The sequence below is a fragment of the Chitinophaga sp. genome, assembly GCF_039596455.1.
In the GTDB taxonomy this organism is placed as follows: Bacteria; Bacteroidota; Bacteroidia; order Chitinophagales; family Chitinophagaceae; genus Chitinophaga.
In genome coordinates this window covers 25,585-46,427 of sequence record NZ_JBCNJR010000013.1, presented here as the reverse complement: position 1 = coordinate 46,427, position 20,843 = coordinate 25,585, and the positions used below count along the sequence as shown (strand labels likewise).

At 55.2% G+C, this 20,843-nt stretch carries 13 protein-coding genes; 6 read left to right on the top strand and 7 right to left on the bottom strand.

From position 1 onward, the window contains the following. Positions 1 to 5 precede the first annotated feature (5 nt). Together ABDW36_RS25040 and ABDW36_RS25035 are read left to right on the top strand one after the other, a co-directional pair. Complete coding sequence (locus ABDW36_RS25040; protein WP_343704684.1) at positions 6 to 1,040, top strand: dihydrodipicolinate synthase family protein; 1,035 nt, start codon at positions 6 to 8, stop codon at positions 1,038 to 1,040. A gap of 7 nt (positions 1,041 to 1,047) precedes the next feature. Beyond that, positions 1,048 to 2,235, top strand: coding sequence for an amidohydrolase (locus ABDW36_RS25035; RefSeq protein WP_343704683.1), 1,188 nt, complete (start codon positions 1,048 to 1,050; stop codon positions 2,233 to 2,235). A gap of 78 nt (positions 2,236 to 2,313) precedes the next feature. Here ABDW36_RS25035 and ABDW36_RS25030 read toward each other — a convergent pair whose 3' ends face one another. From ABDW36_RS25030 to ABDW36_RS25015, 4 genes are all read right to left on the bottom strand, one after another. Further along, complete coding sequence (locus ABDW36_RS25030; protein ID WP_343704682.1) at positions 2,314 to 4,581, bottom strand: hypothetical protein; 2,268 nt, start codon at positions 4,579 to 4,581, stop codon at positions 2,314 to 2,316. Positions 4,582 to 4,818: 237 nt separating this feature from the next. Continuing rightward, positions 4,819 to 6,096: an acetylxylan esterase gene (locus tag ABDW36_RS25025; protein WP_343704681.1), complete on the bottom strand. Its 1,278-nt coding sequence runs from the start codon at positions 6,094 to 6,096 to the stop codon at positions 4,819 to 4,821. Positions 6,097 to 6,100: 4 nt separating this feature from the next. Then, on the bottom strand, positions 6,101 to 7,207 hold the full coding sequence (locus tag ABDW36_RS25020) for a prolyl oligopeptidase family serine peptidase (RefSeq protein WP_343704680.1): 1,107 nt from the start codon (positions 7,205 to 7,207) through the stop codon (positions 6,101 to 6,103). Between the two features lie 99 nt (positions 7,208 to 7,306). Continuing rightward, positions 7,307 to 8,245: an AraC family transcriptional regulator gene (locus tag ABDW36_RS25015; RefSeq protein ID WP_343704679.1), complete on the bottom strand. Its 939-nt coding sequence runs from the start codon at positions 8,243 to 8,245 to the stop codon at positions 7,307 to 7,309. A 367-nt stretch (positions 8,246 to 8,612) separates the two neighbouring features. On the opposite strand from ABDW36_RS25015, the gene ABDW36_RS25010 reads away from it, so the two are divergent. Further along, complete coding sequence (locus ABDW36_RS25010) at positions 8,613 to 10,814, top strand: excinuclease ABC subunit UvrA (RefSeq protein ID WP_343704678.1); 2,202 nt, start codon at positions 8,613 to 8,615, stop codon at positions 10,812 to 10,814. A gap of 34 nt (positions 10,815 to 10,848) precedes the next feature. Here the strand turns inward: ABDW36_RS25010 and ABDW36_RS25005 are convergent, their stop codons facing one another. From ABDW36_RS25005 to ABDW36_RS24995, 3 genes are all read right to left on the bottom strand, one after another. Next, the gene (locus tag ABDW36_RS25005) at positions 10,849 to 11,751 is read right to left on the bottom strand and encodes a sugar phosphate isomerase/epimerase family protein (protein WP_343704677.1); all 903 of its coding nucleotides are present in this window, start codon (positions 11,749 to 11,751) and stop codon (positions 10,849 to 10,851) included. 101 nt (positions 11,752 to 11,852) lie between these two features. Continuing rightward, a complete protein-coding gene (locus ABDW36_RS25000; protein WP_343704676.1) occupies positions 11,853 to 12,719 on the bottom strand; it encodes a glycerophosphodiester phosphodiesterase family protein in 867 nt (288 codons plus the stop codon). Positions 12,720 to 12,812: 93 nt separating this feature from the next. Next, on the bottom strand, positions 12,813 to 14,399 hold the full coding sequence (locus ABDW36_RS24995) for a calcineurin-like phosphoesterase family protein (protein ID WP_343704675.1): 1,587 nt from the start codon (positions 14,397 to 14,399) through the stop codon (positions 12,813 to 12,815). A 208-nt stretch (positions 14,400 to 14,607) separates the two neighbouring features. Here ABDW36_RS24995 and ABDW36_RS24990 point away from each other — a divergent pair, with 208 nt between their 5' ends. The 3 genes from ABDW36_RS24990 (at position 14,608) to ABDW36_RS24980 (ending at position 20,825) form a co-directional block, all read left to right on the top strand. Beyond that, a complete protein-coding gene (locus ABDW36_RS24990) occupies positions 14,608 to 14,994 on the top strand; it encodes a hypothetical protein (RefSeq protein ID WP_343704674.1) in 387 nt (128 codons plus the stop codon). Positions 14,995 to 15,075: 81 nt separating this feature from the next. Next, complete coding sequence (locus ABDW36_RS24985; protein WP_343704673.1) at positions 15,076 to 16,491, top strand: TolC family protein; 1,416 nt, start codon at positions 15,076 to 15,078, stop codon at positions 16,489 to 16,491. 23 nt (positions 16,492 to 16,514) lie between these two features. Beyond that, positions 16,515 to 20,825 carry an efflux RND transporter permease subunit gene (locus tag ABDW36_RS24980; protein WP_343704672.1) on the top strand — a complete coding sequence of 1,437 codons (4,311 nt, stop codon included), beginning with the start codon at positions 16,515 to 16,517 and terminating at the stop codon, positions 20,823 to 20,825. Positions 20,826 to 20,843: the final 18 nt, after the last annotated feature.

Here is a 20,843-nt window from a genome sequence, read left to right as displayed (position 1 = left end):
AAACAATGAACCCTTCTGTTAAAGAACTACTATATGCCGGTACGGTAATTCCGGCGCATCCCCTTGCGCTGACGGCGGAGCGGCGGCTGGATGAGGCCCGGCAACGCCGGCTGACGCGTTATTACATAGCCGCCGGCGCGGGCGGCGTAGCCGTGGGCGTGCATACCACGCAGTTCGAGATACGCAAGCCGGAAGTGGACCTGTATGAAACCGTACTGCGCCTGGCGGCGGAAGAGGTCACCAAAGCAAACCTGCAGCGGCCCTTTATCAAAGTAGCCGGCATTTGCGGCCCTACAGAACAGGCTTTGGCGGAAGCCCGGCTTGCCGTATCTTACGGCTATGATCTGGGGCTGGTGAGCATGGGCGGGCTGAAAGACTACTCAGAAGACCAGCTGGTAAAACACATTGCCGCCGTGGCGGAGGTGATACCGGTTTTCGGGTTTTACCTGCAACCCAGCGTAGGAGGCCGTATATTGAGCTACCGTTTCTGGGAGCAGATGGTGAACATCCCGAACGTGCTGGCCATTAAAACGGCCCCGTTCAACCGTTACCAGACGCTTGACGTGGTGCGCGCCGTATGCAGCTCTCCCCGCCGTGACGAAATTGCGCTGTATACCGGTAATGACGATAATATTGTGGCTGACCTGATCACCACCTATCGTTTTAACATAAACGGTAAAACGGTAGAGAAAAAATTTGCCGGGGGCCTGCTGGGCCACTGGTCTGTATGGACAAAAAAAGTGACCGAGCTGTTTGCGGAGATCAAATCCGGCCAGCAAAACGGCCTTTTGCAAAAAGGGATAGCGGTAACGGATATGAACGCCGCGCTGTTTGACCCGGCCAACGCTTTCCGCGGCTCCATTGCCGGCATTCATGAAGTACTGCGCAGGCAGGGTTTGCTGGAAGGCATCTGGTGTATCGAAGACAAAGAGCAACTGTCTCCGGGCCAGCTGGAAGAAATAGACCGCGTAACGGCCGCCTATCCTGAATTGACGGACGATGATTTTGTACGTTCGTTCCTGGAGAAAGACAAAATATGATCTGTATATGCTGAAAGAAAAGGTCCGGGCGCTGGCGCATGAATTGCTGCCGCAGGCCATAGAAACAAGAAGGCACCTGCATGCCAACCCGGAACTGTCGTTCATGGAGTTTAACACCGCCGCTTTCATTGCCGGCAAGCTGGACGCAATGGGCATCCCCTGGCAGCGGATGGCCAACACCGGCCTGGTAGCCATGATAGAAGGAACGCAAGCGCCTTCAGACCGTGTGCTGGCATTGCGTGCAGATATTGACGCATTGCCCATTCACGAAAAGAACGATGTGCCGTACGCATCAAAGTTCCCCGGCGTGATGCATGCCTGCGGGCACGATGTGCATACCACTTCCCTGCTCACTACGGCCGCCATCTTGCTGCAGCTGCGCGATTCCTTTTCCGGGAAACTGAAGCTCATTTTCCAGCCGGGAGAAGAAACGGTGCCGGGCGGGGCCAGCATGATGATCAAAGAAGGCGTGCTTGAAAACCCGCGCCCCTACAACATACTAGGGCAGCACGTAATGCCGGAGCTGGAAGCGGGAAAGATCGGTTTCCGTGCAGGCCGCTACATGGCCAGTGCAGACGAGATCTACATCACCGTTACAGGTAAAGGCGGCCATGGCGCCATGCCGCATACTACGGTAGACCCGGTGCTCATCACCAGCCATCTCATTACCGGCCTGCAGCAGGTAGTAAGCCGCAACGCCAACCCCACCACGCCCTCCGTACTAACGTTTGGCCGGGTCATAGCAGACGGGGCGCACAATGTAATACCTGACAAAGTAACCATAGACGGTACTTTCAGAACAATGGACGAAGAATGGCGTTTTGAAGCGCACCGCCGCATCAAAAAAATGGCCGTTTCCATTGTGGAAAGCATGGGCGGGCAATGTGAGATATTCATCAAGGTAGGCTACCCGGTGCTGTATAACAACGAGCGGCTCACCGCCCAAACCCGTACGCATACGGAAGAATTTGTAGGCCGGGAGAACGTGACGGACCTTGACATCTGGATGGCCGCGGAAGACTTTGCCGCCTATTCCCAGATCACAGAAGCCTGCTTTTACCGGCTGGGCGTGGGTAACCAGGCGCAGGGCATTACCTCCGGACTGCATACGGCCACTTTTAACGTAGATGAAAGCTCGCTGGAAACCGGCGCCGGGCTGATGACCTGGCTGGCTTTGAAGAACCTTGCAAGCTGAGGCCGGATATTCGCTTTTATTAATCAATTCCATAAAAAAGGCTGGTCAGACCGACCAGCCCTTTTTTTGCATATCCCATCACGCCGGCTCCAGCGCAAACGCCGCAGCCGTATTAATGTTCCCGAACACCTGTGAGGTACCGTTCACCGCCAGCGGCTGCACATGCAGCAGCTCCGCGAACGCGGCCTTGCCTTCTACCTGCGCGCCGTCTACTATCTTCAGCGCGCACTCTCCCAGCAGGGCCTTCGGTGAATAGTCATGCGAGAAAACGCTCTGGAAATTCCGCGTATACTTGGCCGTGCTGCCTATCACCATGGCGGTGTCACTGGCCAGCGTATCTCCGCAGGTGCCTTTGATCACGCTCAGCACAAAGTCCGCAAAGTTATGCGGCTGGTACGCCCTGAAACTGATGCGTACCTGGTTGTTGGTGTCTGCCGCGCTGTTGTAGGGTACAAAACCACAACAGTCAGGAGATGCGTCCACAAACGTGCCGTCGTTTTCCGGGTCTGTTTTTATTTTGTAGATCTCCCCTTCCGCTGCATTGTTGTCAAACCGCATCAGCATTTTGAATGCTACCGCTTGCCCGGCGCCGTTCAGTTCCAGGTTAACGGCGGGTGCGTCTATGATAGGCGTAAAGGTATCCGGGTGCGGCATCTGGTATACAGACGGCGCTACTACCGCCAACGTGCCGTTCGATTTGAACAGTTCCATTTTCAGCTCATACAGCCCGTCTCCCTGCATGGCGTCACTGTCAAAGTTCACGCAGAACGTGTCTTGCCCGGTAGACCACCAGGGGAACAGCTGGCCCGCAGTGGCAATAGCAGACGGCTCTACCGGCGGAATAATAAAGAGGTTTTGTGAAGTGCCTGCTACTACGGGCCCCAGCGGATAGCTGGCATAACCGTCCGGTTTGATCACGGCGCCCACCAGGTAGCTGTAGGCATACCCCTTGGCCACGGGGTTGGCCAGCGGCACCCAGCCGCCGGAAGCCGGCGTCATGTCTGCGTTCTTTACTTTACGGGCGCTCCAGCGGTAGTACTTGATGTTGGCGCTGGGCAGGTCAAAGCTGAACTGCACCCTGATGGTGATCACGCCGCCAAACGGCCTCCGGTAACCGCCAAAGCGGTTGGGGCTATGATCTAGCGATACGTCTGTCAGCCCCTGCTCATGGTACACGTGGCCATGCGCCGTGGTGGCCGTAGTGGGGCTTTGCCTGATCCTTGACACATTGGTGCTTTCTCCAATGGTCTTGATCCAGATGGTGCTCCCGTACAGGATGTTGCCGCAGCGCCAGGGCACGCGCGGGTCTGTGATGCGGAGGGTTACCTCCGTGCCGCAAACATAATCCCACCAGGTATGGCAGGCTATGCCGGGGCGGTACACGGTAGTCCACACCCCGTCTATAAAGTATTCCACCCAGAAATACAGGTCTGGTTTGTCCCCGAAAATGAAGTAGGATATTTCGGTATCGAAGCGGCCAAAATCGTCTGTATACACCACCTTGATCTCATCGTGCCGGTAGAAGTAAGGCCAGAGGAAAGGTATTTTGCAGAAGATGGGATGGAACACCTGGATGTTCTCCAGCAGGGTTTTGCGGATGGTGCCGATGTTGCGGGTAGAAAGGGCTGCCTTGATCTCCGGGGAAATGCTGGCGGCCAGCTTGCTTTCTTCTATTTTGATCTCGGTGCTGCCGATCTTTTGTTTACGCACGGTAGCGCCCGGTGCGGCCAGGGGGTTGAACAGCCGGTTGCCGGCCACGGGGCGGAGCGGCGTATTAAAGCGCTCCGGCAGCACAATAGGGCCAATGGGGTCTGGCCAGGGCTCCGGCAGCGGAATGGGCAGGTCTGGTTCCAGCACATAGTCCGGAATGCGCTCAATGATGAAATCGGGGATCTTGGGCAGCAGCCAGGAAATTTTGTCTACTTCGCAAATATGCACCCTGGCGCGGCACACGGGTTTGTCTTCCGTAACGCCATGTACCGTAAACGCCTTGATCAGCTTGCCCTTCACCCGGCATTTGCGGATGGGCCAGAAGCGGATGTAGCTGTCTGGCACAGGCAGAATGCTGATGTTGCCTTTGGCGTCAAACTCCAGCACGGGCTCATACGCTTTCAGGTCTAGCAGTACCTGCAGGGAATCTGCGTTTTCAGTTTTTTCATGCTGCGGCGCAATCAGGAAGCGGTACTCCCGTGCAGGCTGGTCAAGCTGTTTGAAGTCTGCTTTGCCTTTTACTACGGGAGCCTTTTCTGCCAGCCGGCCTTTACGGTCAAAAGCAAAAGCCAGCAGGGACAGCTCTTCGGCAGGTTTGCTTTGCAAAACTACCGGCAATGAAATGGGGGTTGCCATTGTTTCAGTTTTTGGGGTCAGAAAAATAAATGCCCGTACACGGTGTACGGTAAGGCATTTTCACAGGAAGTGAATGTTACATGCTGATAATAGTAAGGGTGGCCTGCTTTGCACATAAGAAACAGGCCCGTAGCGCTCATATTTTGGGGTCAAAAAAAAATCTTTCTCCCCAAAGGTAGGGAGAAAGATTCCTTGAAAATTGCGTAGAAACTCCTGTATTTAATTGGAGGAAATTCGTTATTTTTTAAGTTGCTTCATGAGCCAGCCGCCCAGCAGCTCCTGCTGCTCAGGCCATACGGCATGCCCCGTTTCCAGCAGCAGGTACAGGTCTTTAGGCGCAGTGATGCTGTTATAGGCGGCATACATGGAAGTAGGCGGGCAGGTTTCATCGTTATAGCCCCAGGTATAATAACCCGGCACCTTCAGGCCTTTGGCAAAATTCACCACATCGTAATACCCGGCCGTGGCCACGGCGTCCTTGCTCACCGGTTCGTTACGGAACAGGTGAGGCCAGCCGCCGGCGCGGCCTTTCATATAACCGGTCACGTCACACAGCGCGGGGTACATAGCGGCCAGGTATTTCACGCGCGCGTCCAGGGACGCGGTGACAATAGACAGTGCGCCGCCCTGGCTGCCGCCCATTACGCCCAGGTTAGCCCCGTCATATTCCGGCAGGCCGGCCAGAAAATCATTGGCACGCACGCAGTTCAGGTATACGCGTTTGTAGTAATAGCGGTCTTTGTCTTCCATGTTGAAAGAAGGATAGCCGTACAGCGGGCCGCTGGCCAGGCTCGTGTACACGCCGGGGTCAAGGTTCACGGGTACGCCGTGAATGCCTATTTCCAGCGTGATGAAACCCTGCTCTGCACGGTAAATGTCTCCCATGTAAGGGCGTACGCCTGCGCCCGGTACCCGCAGTATGGCAGGGTATTTCCCTTCTTTCTTCGGCACGCATAAAATGCCGTAGAGGCGGGAGTTGCCGTAACCTTGCATGTTTACATGATATACATTCACTTTTTCGGTACAGCGTTCCGGCAGCAGCGTAGTGCGCGCGTCAACGGGTATTTTGGCCAGCTCTGCCTTGCCCTTGTTCCAGAAATCGGCAAAGTCTGCCGGCATGGTGATGGTGGGCTGAATGGAAGAAGGCGCAAAACCTGCCGTGGCAATACGGCGGTAGTTTTTACCCTTTACTTCCGCTACTACGGCGCAGCGCAGAAAACCCGGCGTGTTCATGGTACCACCGTCTATCACTATGGTGCCGTTCTTCAGCACGGCGGTTTCCTTCTTCACAGGTTGCATTTTTTCCGGCCCCACCTCGTAAGAGATCTTTACATCTTTAACCGGGTTGCCGTTTTCAAATACGGTGACCGTGAATTTTACTTTTTCACCGGTACGGTAGGTCCAGTCTGTATGTTCAGGCGCCACCATCACTTTCACCAGTTGCTCAACCGGTTGTGAAAATGCGGTACCGCAGCATAAGACGAGGAACAGGAGGATACTGTTGAACTTGGACATGTTATTATTTTTTGAGGAATTTTTCGAGGAACAGGTAGGCTTGCTCGTTAGAAATAGCGTTGGGAGAATGCTCCGGGCGGTTGGTCATAGCCACACGGTTTTTATAACCCAGCAGGGAATTGACGGCTATGGCGTGGTTGAGCGGCACCCAGCGTGTGGGCGGGTCTTCATGGCCGCCGGAAACGAGGAAGGGCCGCGGCGCCATCAGCGCATGCAGCTCATGCAGGTCATACCCCTGCGCTATCAGTTTCGGGTACAGGCCGCCGGAGGGGTTCTCCGGGGTTACAAGCCCTCTTTTGCGCCAGGGCTTGGGCGTATAGCCCAGGTACCAGGGCTCCCAGTAGTTGATGCTTTCATTGGTTTGCTCAAATACGATGCCCGGGTCTGACCATACGGCGCAGGCAAACTTGTCATACAGGCAGGAGGCGAACATGGCCCATTTGCCGCCGAAGGAATGGCCCATAATACCGATGCGGCTGGCGTCTACGGCAGGTACTTTGGCGAGCACCTCCCAGGCCGTGGCCGCGGCGTAGCCCAGCATGGACAGCGGCTGTACGGCAGCGTGCTGCAGGTCTGGATAATAAATGGAAAAAGTTTTGTCTTTGGAGGCTTGTGAGGTGCCGATGGACAGTGTTACAAAACCGCGCCGCGCCAGCTGGTACGCAAAATCGCGGTAGGCCTTGCCCCCCTGCCCTATGGCGGTTTCCGGCTCGTAGAACACGGTGATAACGGCGGGTTTCTTTCCTTCACCGTCGGGCACCAGCAGGTAACCGTCCGTACTTTCGAGCGGCGTCCATTTGAAACGCACTTTATATTGCATGAAGTTATCCCTGCGTGTAGAGTCCAGGTACTGCAGCGTTTGCGCGGTGTTCACCGCGGGCCAGGCGCCCATCAGCTGGTGCCACCGGTTGCGGATCTCCGTTCTGCGGCGCTGCCAGTCTTTTGCGTTCCTTACCATGCTGCCGTCGTAAAACTTCAGCGGGGAGCGGAATTTGCCGTAGTTATTGCGGTATTCGGCGGGGGGTGTGAAAATGGTGTCTATAGATACCTGCTGGCTTTTAAGGCAAGGGGCAACCAGCAGCAGCAAAAGCAGTGGAATAATTCCTTTCATGTGTTTTCCGTTTGTGATCGATCTGAAAAAATAGAAAAATTAATCCGGCAATTCTAGCACTTGCTAAAATTTTAGTAGAAAAAAAAGGGAAGCTTTTTTCTATCGTTTCAGCTCGCTGGGCAGGTAGCCAAAATGTTTCCTGAACGCGCGGGTGAAGCTGTACGGCTCGCTGTACCCCACGCTGTACGCCGCATCCAGCACCGTGCAGCCGCTGTTGAGGATCAGCTGGCGGGCGTAGTTCATTTTCAGCTCATTGAGATAACCGAACACTGTTGTGTGAAACAATTCCCGGAAGCCTTTCTTCAGTTTGAACTCGTTCAGGCCGCTTTCTCTTGCTATTTGCTGCAGGCTCAATGCCTCAAACATATGTTGCCTGATGTAGGCCTTGGCGGCGTGCAACCGGTCTATGTCCGTTGCCGCCAGCTGTACGGGCGGCATGCCTTTCAGCTCTTCCGCCTGCTCCGCCTGCAGCAGGAACAGCTCTACAATTTTCGATTCCAGGTACAGCTGCCGCATCTGGCCGGTAAAGCTGCACTGGGCCATATCACGTATCAGCGACAGCTGCCTTGCCGTAACCGCCATCGGGCCGGGCGCAATATCTGCTTCCTGGCCGGCATGCACCTTGTCCCAGAAGCGTTTCAGGCAATCCATATCTTCCATGTACAGGCGGCGGAAAAAAGGTTCTTCCAGGATGACCCCGAAGTTTTTGATCTTCGGGCTATTGAGCAGGTAATACCCTTCAAAATGGGGAGTATAACAAAGCACATGCTGCTGGCCTTTCAGCATATAGGAGTCATGGGTCCCCGGCTGGGAGCCGGTATCTCCTTCCAGGGAAAAATACATGGCCAGCATCGGCTTTTCCTGCCGCTCCCTCATTCTTACCTCCTGCTGCTGTTCACTGCTGGCAAAAAATACGGATGCGCCGGGCAGGTAGTCTTCTTTCACAAGAATGCGGCTACTGGCGCCCCTGTCGTCAATATAATGATATTCCCGGCCGCCTTCCGGAAACAGCCATGGGTGGATATCCTTTTTGCTCATAAATGATAATGGAAATAAGGGGGCCAAGGTAGCATTTTTTTGCCGCCCCGCGAAAAAAGAAGGGTAAAAATCCGTTTCTGCGGGTTTAAAATCCCGCGGTGAGGGGCCTCTTTTTTTGTGCCGGCGCATCTTTGCCGAAACCCGATTTATGGTGGAAGTTTTTTCAACAAATGTTTTGCAGCCCGCAGACGCTGCCAGAATGGAAGCGCTATGCATGGCTGCGTTCCCCGGTTGTACCTGCAATTTTGACCTGGAAGACTGCGACAAAATTTTCCGGGTATGTTCTGAAGAAGACATATCCGAAAAGGTGATCACGCTTTTCAGGCAGCACAATTTCACCTGTTCTGTACTTTCTTAAAACATTACTATGCAACAATCATTTATCGAGATCAGGGGCGCGCGGGAGAACAACCTGAAAAACGTGAGCCTGCGTATCCCCCGCGGCAGCATCACCGTATTTACCGGCGTATCAGGCTCCGGCAAAAGCTCGCTGGCGTTTGAGACCATTGCGGCGGAAGCGCAGCGCCAGCTGAACGAGACCTTCACCACCTTTGTGCAGAACTTCCTGCCAAGAGCCAAAAAGCCTGACGCGGACGCTATCGAGAACCTCTCTACCGCCATTGTGATTGACCAGAAAAAGATAGGCGGCAACTCCCGCTCTACCGTAGGCACCATTACAGACATCTATTCCCTGGTACGCCTGCTGTTTTCCAGGGTGGGGCAGCCTTACGCCGGTTATTCCAATGCCTTTTCCTTCAATGACCCCGCCGGCATGTGTTCCGCCTGCAACGGCCTGGGAAAGCGCGTGGAGGCTAACCTTGACAAGTTCTTCAACAAAGGTCTGTCTCTCAACGAAGGCGGCATTCTTTTCCCCATTTTCAACACCGGCTCCTGGTACTGGAACGCCTACGCCCAAAGCGGCCGGTTTGATATGGACAAAAGGCTGGAAGATTACACGGAAGAAGAATGGAACGCCTTGTTGTACGGCAAGGAGCCGGAAGGCGTCATCGAAAAGTTCAACCGCATGTACATCAAAAGAGATACCAGCTCCCTGGCGGAATCCACGCTCAGCAACCTGGAGCGGTACATGATGTACACCCACTGCAATATATGCCATGGCACCCGCCTCAACCAGGCCGCGCTCAACTGCCGCATCAACGGTTTCAACATTGCGGAGCTGGCCGCCATGGAAATGACAGACCTCATCGGCCACATCCGTAATATTACTGCCCCCGCGGCCGCCACGCTGGCGCCCGCCATTGCGGAAAGGCTGCAGCATATGATAGACATAGGCCTGGAATACCTCAGCCTCAACCGGGAAACCGCTACCCTTTCCGGCGGCGAGTCTCAACGCATCAAAATAGTGCGCCACCTGGGCAGCAGCCTCACCGAAACCATTTACATCTTTGACGAGCCCAGCATAGGCCTCCACCCGCGGGACGTTCACCGCCTCAACGAAACCCTCCGCAAGCTGCGTGACAAAGGCAATACGCTGCTGGTGGTGGAGCATGACCCGGAGGTGATCAGAATGGCAGACCACGTTGTAGACGTAGGCCCGCATGCCGGCACGAGAGGCGGGCAGGTGGTATACGAAGGAGATGTAGCGGGACTGCTGCAAGCCCCTACCCTCACCGGCCAATACATGAGCCGCAGCCTGCCGCTGCGGGAAACGTACCGTCAGCCCACAGGCCACATTACCATTACAGGCGCGCGCCGCAACAACCTGAAAAACGTCAGCGTCAACATCCCTACCGGTATTTTCACCGTAGTTACCGGCGTGGCCGGCTCCGGTAAAAGCTCACTGATCAACGGCGAGCTGCTGGAACAGCTGCCGGAGGCGGTGAACATAGACCAGTCTGCCGTAAGCACCAACATCCGCTCCAACCCCGCTACGTACACGGGCATTATGGACGACATCCGCCGCCTTTTTGCGAAAGAGAACAAAGTGAACGCCGGCCTTTTCAGCTACAACTCCAAAGGCGCCTGCCCTGATTGTGAAGGCCTTGGTTTTATTTACACAGACCTGGCCTTTATGGAAGCCATCCGCACTCCCTGCGAAACCTGCGGCGGCAAACGGTTCAGCGCGGAAGTGCTCAACTACAAGCTGAAAGACAGATCTATTGCAGACGTGCTGGACATGACGGTACAGCAGGCCCTTCATTTTTTTGACAAAAAAGAATTAAAAAAACGCCTCCAGGCCATTTACGATGTAGGGCTGGATTATCTCACCCTGGGGCAGCCGCTCAGCACGCTTTCCGGCGGGGAATGCCAGCGTATCAAGCTGGCCGGTGAGCTGCACAAGCAGGGCAGCATTTATGTGCTGGACGAACCTACCACCGGCCTGCACATGTCTGACGTAGGCCACCTGCTGGCCATCATAGACCATCTCGTGAACGGGGGCAATACGGTGATAGTAATAGAGCACAATGTAGACGTGATCCGCAATGCAGACTGGGTGATAGACATGGGCCCGGAGGGCGGCAGAAAGGGCGGCGAAGTGATCTTTGAAGGCCGGCCGGCAGACCTGCTGAACGCGCCGCAGTCGTTAACAGGCAGGTATCTGCAATAAAGCTGGCATACAGGCCGCAACCAGGTTGCGGCCTTCAGCTATACAATGCCTTCCTCACCTTCTCCACAAAAACGGGCACCTTCTGCTTCGGGTCTCCCGGGCCGAGCGTTTCAACCGGCAGGTAACCGCGGTAGCCACTGGCTTTCACGGCACTGATGATCTTTTCCAGGTCTGCCGGCAACTCCTTTCCGTTCTCGAATACATTTTCCTTGATCTGCCAGTTCACGGCATATCTGGCAGTTTCCGCAATCTGCCGGTAAGGGTCTCCGCTCCGGTAGCTGCCGGTATCTACAATGATGCCGAACCAGGGGGAAGTGTTCATGCTGCAAATGGCATGCACCTGTTCCGCCGTTTTGATAAAGTCATTGTGGTGCTGCAGGCCGATCATTACGCCATGCGCTTTCCCGAAAGCCGTACATTCTTCTACATGCTCCATCAGGCGGGCGGCCGTACGCTCCCATGTTTCACCGGCAGGCGCTTCGCCGCCAGCAAATATCCTGATCACCGGCGCGCCGAGCTTGGAGGCTGCCACTATCCAGTTTTTAACCAGCTGTACATCAGCTTTCCTTTTGGCCGAGTCTGCCTGCGTAAAGTCTGTACGCACGCCGGTGCCGCTGATATCCAGGCCCAGCCGGAAGGCTTTTTGTTTGATGTGGTAAATGTATTCATCTGGTGGAACGGCGGGGTAACCGGGGAAATAATACCCGGTAAGATCTACTGCGTCAAGCGGCATGCCGGCGCAAAATTCCAGCAAGGCGTCCAGGTCCATGCTGCCGTTGCGGAGCAGAGTATTGAATGAATAGGCGTTGAGGCTGAGGCGGAGCTTCTGCACGCCAGGCGCCGACTTTGCTGCAGCGCGCTGCCATGCTGCAGGAACGGCGGCCAGTACGGGAAGCGTGGCCATTGTTTTCAGGAACAACCTGCGGGTTTGTTTCATAACATGGAACGTTGTTGTTCCCGAATGTAAGATTATTTGCGGGTAAAGCGATGATTTACAGCCCGCCTTCAATTTCTCTTCAACCAACGAAGGCAGGCCCGCTATCGTTGTCCATTATTTTTCAGAAATTCCGCCAGTGTTGCAGGCTTGTCTGATTGCAAACCGCGCAGGCCCAGCGTTACTGCCTCCATCCAGTGAGCGGGCCCTTCTTCCGGGCCTTGTATATCCGGCCAGACGGTTACTCCCCTTTCCGCAGCCGCTTCCAGCATGGAACATGTATATTGACGGAAATAGCCATCCAGCGCAGATACCGGGTGCTGATCAAGGAAGGCCTGCAGACCGCGAACATCCTTTACACTGTCCGGCATACTGGCCATCAGCGGAATATGCGGGGCCAGTGTACGCCAGGCGCTATATTGGGCTTCGCTGTTAACATATACCAGCACCTGCTTTTCCATACCGGCCGCCCTGATCTCGTCAATGGTCTGCTGCACACCGGCATCCTTGAAATCGAGATAGATGTAGATCCGGTCCCTGCACAACTCCAGCACTTCCCGGAACACAGGCACACGATGTTCGCCGCCAATATCCAGTTGGCGGATATCCCGCAGGGTCAGTTCTTTTACAAGGCCTGTGCCATTGGTAGTTCTGTTAACCGTCTGATCATGCATAATGACGAGGCGCCCGTCTTTGCTGGTGCGCAGGTCTACTTCCACGTAATCCAGGCCATGCTCAATAGCTTCGCGGCAAGCAGCCAGCGTATTTTCCGGTACCCGTTCATGATAGCCACGATGCGCAATAACAGTGAAGGTATGGCGCGGCGCCGGCAGCGGTGGCGTGGCATGAACAGCCGGGGTATCTGTACGTAGCTGTTCCCGGCCACCGTTGTTTGCGGTGAAAACAGGTGCATGCAAGGGCAATAAAAAGGCGTAAATAGCCAGCGGAACGGCCAGTAAAGCGGACTGCATTTTTCAAGGTTTAGGATGCGGCAAAGATCGGAGATTTTCGTCAGAAATAAAGGGCGCACCTTGCGGTACGCCCTTGTTATATTGCCGTGGAACTTACTTCGGTAGCTCGTAACGGATCTTGCCCGTTTGTGTGAAGGTCCTGCCGAACATGTCTGTGGCACGCACTTCTATAGTATGCTCCCCTGCCGGCAAACCCTTGGGTACTGCGCCACGCCAGAGGTGGGTGCAGTTTTCCGGGTTGGAGGGGCGGCGCCCCGGCATCAGCTCTTCGGCCGTATCCCATTTGAACAGCTCCAGCTGATAGGCAGGATCTGCCTCTTCCAGGTACGTCATTTTTTTCCAGTTGCCGTTGCCAACCTTGTATTCTACCTTGCTGCTTTTGTCTCCCATAAAAAAGTTGGCGAAAATACCGGCGGCGGTACCGCGCTGCTGGTTTACCACTTTGGGGTGGAACAGTTTGATCTGGTATTCTTTGGGCGCACCGGCCACTTTGTAGTCAATTGTGTATTGATTATTGCGGATGTTCAGGAAAGCGTAACCACGCGGCGTGCCGTCTCTCATGGTACCGTCGGGAACGCCTTTGCCGGTGATGCCGCCGGAGTACCAGTCTCCGGAAGTAGTACCGGCATTGTACTCATGATGCGGCTTTTCCTGGCGCCAGCCGTCTTCCTTGCCGTAGAAGTTCTGGCGCTGCAGGTGGGTGTGCGCGGAGAGAGACAGGGTGTTGGGATAGTCTTTCAGGATGTCGAACAGGCGCTGGCGGTCTGCGTTCCTGAACGCATTCTCTTCGTGATGCAGCAGCGGGATGTGGAAAGCCAGCACAATGAGCTTGTCTTTCGGCACCAGCTTCAGGTCGTTCTCGATGAAATCCAGCTGGCTTTTGCGGAAGCCGCCCCAGTAGCCTTTGCCGTCACGCGGGTCAGGGTACAGGATATCGTCCAGCACAATGAAGTGCGCATTGCCGTAGTTGTATGCATAGTTGGCGGGACCGAAGGAGGCTTCGAAAGATTCGTCAGACAGGGAGTCTGCCACGGCATCGTAGTTCATGTCATGGTTGCCCATCAAGTTATACCAGGGCAGGCCTGCTTCCTTAACGGCTTTGATGTAGGGGTTGTGCAGATCGAGGTTGTCTCCTACCAGGTCTCCCAGGCTCAGGCCAAAAGCAATATTGGAAATGCCTTTCACTTCGGAAACGATGCCTGCGGAAAAATACCCGATCTCGTCAAGCGTATATGGCTGCGGGTCTCCGAATACAAGGGCGGTAAAGTTGCTGCTTTCCTCATAAGGCGTCAGCGGAAAATCTACAGACGCCGGCAGCTTCCCGGTAGGCGCAACGCCTTTGTATTTCAGGGCGGGCGAGCCGGCCGGTTTGTGGATATAATAATACTGCGGTTGCTGCATCTCGTTCACGGGCACTTTGTAGCCGGAAGGTTTGATCACAAAAAGAATGTTATCGTCACCTACGGGCAGCCGGTAGCGGCCGGCGGCGTCTGTTGCCACCACGTCTACCCCGTTGCAGACGGATACATTGGCAATACCCGGCTCTTTCCTGTCTTTTTTGCCGTTGCCGTTCATATCATGAAACACATAGCCGGTGGCCGTTTGCTGTGCAAACGAAACTGCGGCGCCGGTAAGCAGGAAAAATGCGGTTAACCGGGCCGTTTTACTGAACCTGTTCATTGAAGCTTTTTTTTGGGTCGTAAAGAATGCATTTTATTTTCTTGATGGGGCTTAATACAAGTTAAGTTTTTATTAAGAATAAAAACAGGGCTGCCCTTATAGACCAGCAACGGGCATGCTCATCCGCATATTCTGCCGCTGATCAAGAATACGGGATTTGTTGCCGGAAAAGTTTTTACTTGAAACTGCAAATAAAAGATTTTAGTGAATGCGTAATTACTGGCGGAGTTGGCAAAGCTACATTTTACTGTTTGCGCTTTTTTTCAAATCGCTGATATTAGGATCTATATTCACGCTGGCGGTACACAATATCTGCCTTGACAGGTTACTGTCTGAAGATTACGGCTGGCAGCAGAATTTCAGCAAGCAGCGCAAAAGAAAAGACGAAAATAATACCGTTACCGTTTACCAGGCCGCGGAAGAAACCGCTGCGGCAGTGCCCGGTGTGCGGCAAACGCCCCTGCTGCATGCCATTACCCGTTTCCTGCATCGCATCGCCATTTCCGTTGTAACAAAAGTTATTCCTTCAGACCGTTTCATATCACGGTATATTCCTGAAAAGATCTTCCTCCACCACTGCGTCTTGCTCAGATAGACGCTCCTTTACTTTTTACGATCAACAACAGAACGCTGCACCTCATTGCAGTATTGGGAATTTTATTTATAGCAAGTACTTATGAAACAAAGAACCAGGGGATGGACGTTTCTTTCCGCGCTGGCTATTTCCCTGCCGGCATCCGCCACAGGCCCAGCTTCCAGAGACACCGCCAGCCTGCTTCACCTGAAAGAGGCCCTGGCCATCAGTGTGCAGCACTACCCTTCCATCAAAGCGCGCGCCGCTGCGCAAGACGCCGCCACGCAAGACCTGCACGCCGCCAGAACGGAATTTTTGCCGCAGGTGATTGTGCAGGACCAATACCTTTTTTCCAGCACCAACAACGTGCAAGGCACTACCTTCTCCAACGGCGGCACTACCTTGTCTGTAACCGGCGGGGTGCGTGACCAGAATATTTACCAGGGCGTGTGGACGAGTTATGCCACGCTGCTGGTAGACTGGAAAATATTCACCTTCGGCCGGGTAAAGGCCAACGTGCAGGTGGCCGGCACCGCGCTGGAGAAAAGTCGCGCCGAGCTGGAGAACGAAATATTCCAGCAGCAGGTAAAAGTAGCAGACGCCTACCTGTTGCTGATAGCCATGCAGCAATTCGTCACTACGCAGCAGCAGAACCTCGAAAGGGCCGAAACCTTCCGGTCTGCCATCCTGGCCAATACCATGAACGGGCTGCGCCCGGGGGCAGACTCTTCCCTGGCCAACGCCGAAGTAGCCAAGGCCCGGCTTTCGCTGCTGCAGGCCATGCAGGAAGAGCGCTCGCAGCGTGTGCGCCTGGCGCAGCTCATGGGCGTGCAGGAACATCAATGGCAAATAGACACGGCTCACCTCAGCAATACCATTCCTGACGTGGGCGCCCACCCGCCGGTGGTAGACACGCTGCGTTCCCCGCTGCTGCGGTATTACCGTTCCCTGGTTACGCAGCAGCAGTCAAAGGCCACCGCCACCCGGCTGAACCTCTACCCTTCCCTGAGCCTGCTTTCCGCCGGCTGGGCGCGGGGCAGCGGTATAGACAATGTGAGCGGCCACCTCAACAGCAATGTGTGGGAAGGCATCCGCCCGCGCGCAGTCAACTATATGTTCGGGTTGGCCTTCCGCTGGAACATTTTATCCGTGCCGCAAATAAAGCGGCAGTATGAAGGCGAGCTGAAGCGCCTGGCCGCTACCCGCTTCCTGCTGGACGAGGCTACGCTGAAAACCGGCGCGCAGCTGGAAAATGCAAAACTGCGGCTGGAAACCGCGCTGGAGCAGGTAAAGCAGGCGCCGCTGCAATACAATGCGGCCATGCAGGCCTACCTGCAATCTCAGGCCCGCTACCGCTCTGGCCTCTCTACCCTGCCGGAACTGTACCAGGCGCTGTATACCCTCAACAGGGCGGCGGCAGACCAGCTAACGGCCTACAACAACGTATGGAGAGCCGTATTGATGGAAGCGGCCGCGGCCGGAGACCTTTCCATCTTCACCCAACAGCTTCCCTATTAATCACCTGACTAAAAAGCGTACATATGGACATCGTAACAGGCGCGCTGAAGAAACCCATCGCCACCATCATACTGGTACTGGGCATGCTGATATTTTCCGTGATCTCCATCCCTAAAATACCGGTCGATATTTTTCCCGGCCTGAACCTTCCTACCATTTACATCATTGAATCTTACGGCGGCATGTCTGCCCAGCAAATGGAAGGCTTTTTCTCTACCCGGCTGCAAGACCAGTTCCTGTACGTAAACGGCGTCAGGAACATCGAGAGCAGGAACATACAGGGCCTCACCATGATCAAGCTCAGCTTTTACGAAGGAACAGACATGGCTGAAGCCTCCGCACAGGTGGCTCTGCAGGTGAACAGGGCCATGAAGTTCTTTCCACCCGGCGCCTTGCCGCCGCAGGTAGTTCGTTTTGACGCCTCCTCCCTGCCCGTAGGGCAGCTGGTTTTTTCCGCCAAAAACCGGTCTCTCAAAGAGATCTATGACCTGGCGGCCACCCGCGTGCGCCCTATGTTCTCTACTGTAAAGGGACTGAGCGCACCGCCGCCCTTCGGCGCCAACTCCCGCTCCCTGCTGGTAAACGTAGACCCCGCCAAACTGCGGAGCTTCGGCATTTCTCCGGACGATGTGGTGAATGCCATTGCCAAATCCAACGTGATGTCTCCTTCCGGCAACCTGCGCATGAATAATACCATGTACCTCACCACCATCAACACGCTGCAGAAAACCGTAGACGAGTTCAGCCGCATTCCGCTCAAAAGCAAGGCCGGCGCCGCTATATACGTAAGTGATGTAGCCAGGGTAACAGACGGGATGGACATGACGGTAGATTATGCCCTCGTAAACGGCAAACGTTCCGTGTACATCCCCGTTGTAAAAACCGCAGACGCTTCCACCTGGCAGGTGGTGAAAGACCTGAAGGCCCGCATCCCTGAAATGCAAAGCCTGCTGCCAGACGATGTGCGTTTGAGCTATGAGTTTGACCAGTCTGTATTTGTGGCCAACTCCGTGAAAAGCCTCATATTTGAAGGCGCGCTGGGCGCGCTGCTCACCGGTCTGGTGGTGCTGCTCTTTTTGCGGGACCTGCGCAGCAGCCTGGTGGTGATCATCACCATTCCCGTGTCTATCCTCACCGCCGTGCTGTGCCTGAAACTATTCGGCCAAACCATCAATATTATGACCCTCAGCGGGCTGGCGCTGGCCGTGGGCATTTTGGTAGACCAGGCCACGGTTACCATCGAGAACATTCACCAGCACCTTGAAATGGGCAAACCCAAGGAAGAGGCCATTTATGACGCCTGCAAGGAAATTGCCTTTCCCCTCCTGCTGATCCTGCTGTGCATACTCGCCGTGTTTGCACCCTCTTTCATCATGACGGGCATTCCCCGCGCCATGTTCCTCCCGCTTTCGCTGGCCATCGGCTTTGCCATGATCATTTCCTATATACTGGCGCAAAGCCTGGTCCCGGTCATCTCCAACTGGCTGCTGAAAGAAGAGAAGTTCCGCTACAAGCACGGGCAGCCGCATGCGCATGCTGGAGAGGCCATGAACGAAGCGGAGATCAGGCAGGTAAATGAGCACCTCCGGCATGAACAGGCAGAGCCGGAAAAGAACGACGGTTTTGAAAAGATCAAGCTCCGGTTCATAAAGGCGCTGGAAACGCTGATGCGGCGGCGGGCGCTTGTTATTTCCCTGTACCTGGCCGCCATACTGGGCCTTTCCGCCTTCTGTTACATGACCATCGGGAAAGACCTGATGCCCCGCGTAAACGGCTCGCAGTTCCAGATCAGGCTGAAGGCGCCTGACGGTACGCGCCTGGAGCGTACGGAAGCCCTGCTGAAAAGAACGCTGGCCATTATTGACACTACGGTAGAGCACCAGGTGAGCATGAGCTCCGCTTACGTAGGCCTGATACCCAGCAGCTACGGCACCAGCAACCTTTACATTTTCAACACCGGCACGCATGAGGCCGTCATGCAGGTGCAGCTGGACCCGAAGTATAAAGTGAATATGGACGAGCTGAAAGACGTGCTTCGCCGGAATATTGCGGCGCGCCTGCCCGGCGTGAGAATTTCCTTCGAGCCCATAGACATGACGGAAAAGATCATGAGCCAGGGCGCCGCCACCCCCATTGAGGTGCGTGTAGCCGGTAAAGACATGGACGAGCTGGCCGGTTATGCAGACAGCATTGTTCGTAAAATGAAAAGCATTCCCTACCTGCGGGACGTGCAGATTGCCCAGCCCCTGAAATTCCCGGTGATAGACATCACCATAGACCGCCAAAAGGCCGCGCAATGGGGCGTTACAGTAGAAGAAATAGCCAAGTCTGTTACCGCCAGCACCTCCTCCAGCCGTTTCACGCAAAAAATACAGTGGCTGGACGAAAGGGTAGCCTACACTTACCAGGTACAGGTGCAGATACCCGAATATGTGATGAGCACGCTTGACGAGCTGAAGCAGATACCGCTCACCAAAGGCAGCGGCCGGCCCATACTGTCAGACGTGGCTGCTTTCTCTACCAAAGAAACGCCGGGGCAGTACGACAGAACAGGCCCGCGCCGCTTCCTCACCATCAACGCCAATATTCACCAGACAGACCTGGGCACCGCCACGGCAGACGTTCAGCGCATCCTGCAGGGCATGGGCACACCGCCCAAAGGCGTAAAAACCGAACTGCTGGGCCTTTCCGCTCTCTTCAATGAAACCATGGAAGGGCTGCAAAGCGGGTTGCTGTTTGCCGTGCTGGTGATATTCCTGCTGCTGGCCGCCAACTACCAGTCTGCGCGCCTCTCCCTGACCGTGCTCATTACCGTGCCCGCCGTTATACTGGGCGCCTTGCTGATGCTGCTGGCCTTCGGCTCCACGCTCAACCTGCAGTCTTACATGGGCATCATCATGTCTATCGGCGTATCTGTAGCCAACGCCATTCTCATTGTGACCAACGCGGAGCACCTGCGCCTGAGCTACAGGGATGCGCGCAGGGCTGCCATCACCGCAGCCGCCATCCGCCTCCGCCCCATCCTGATGACCAGCCTGGCCATGATTGCCGGCATGGTGCCCATGGCCGCCGGCATGGGTGAAGCGGGCGAGCAGAGCGCACCGCTGGGCCGCGCCGTCATTGGCGGGCTGGTGGCCTCCACCCTGGCAGCGCTGTTCATACTGCCGCTGGCCTTTGCCGCCATTCAAAGAAAAACGAAGTTCGAAAGCCCGTCTCTCTGGCCGGGAAGAAAAAAAGAAAAATTTACAGCCATGCAAAAAATTGCCAGCATACTGATTGCCGTGGCGCTGCTGACCAGCGCCTGCGGAGAAACCAAAAAGCCGGTAGACCTTTCCGCCGGCAACCAAAAACACGGGCAATATGAACTGACCGCGGTTACCAGCCGCCCCCTTACTTCCGTGGTAAAACTGCCCGGCGAGTTCAAACCATTTGAAACAGTAGCCATTTACCCGAAGGTGACCGGCTTTGTGAAAGAAATACCCGTAGACATGGGTACGCCGGTTAAAAAAGGGCAAGTGCTGATGACGCTCGAAGCGCCGGAGGCAGAACAAAACCTGCAAGCCGCCAAAGCAAGGCTGGCGCAAACGCAGGCCATTTATCTCAACAGCAAGGACCGTTATGAAAGGATCCAAAAAACCGCCGCCACCCCCGGCGCCATTTCTCCCTTTGAGCTGGAAAGCGCCAAATCAAAAATGAAGGCGGACGAAGCTACGCTCGAAGCGGAAAAAGCCAATGTGGCCACATTTGAGACCACCAAAAGCTACCTCACCGTTACAGCGCCTTTTGACGGCATTATCACGGAAAGGAACATTCACTCCGGCGCCCTCGTGGGCCCTGATACCAAAAGCGACAAGCCGGTGCTGGTACTTCAGCAGGCCAACCGCCTCAGGCTGGTCGTATACGTGCCCGAATCCCTCTCCGGCAATGTAGACGAAAAAGGCGCCGTTCACTACGAGATCAACGGCAAACCAGGCGTGCTCTACCACACCCGCATTACCCGCTACGCAGGCGCCATCAGCACCGGCATGCGGTCAGAAGCGTATGAAATGGACGTTAACGCCGCCAACGGCACGGTGAAACCGGGCATGTTTGCGGAGGTGCAGTTGCCGCTGAAAGCAGATGCCAACGCTTTTGTAGTGCCCGCCAGCGCTATAGTGAATACCACTACCGGCAAATACCTGGTAGCGGTCAACAACCAGGTAACACACTTTATACCGGTGAAAGAAGGGCTTCGCGCGCACGACAGTACGGAAGTATTCGGGCAGCTGACCGGAGATGAAAAGATATTGCTGAAACCTACAGGAGATATGGAGGAAGGGATGCGGCTGGAATAACGGCCGCGGCCGCAAAAG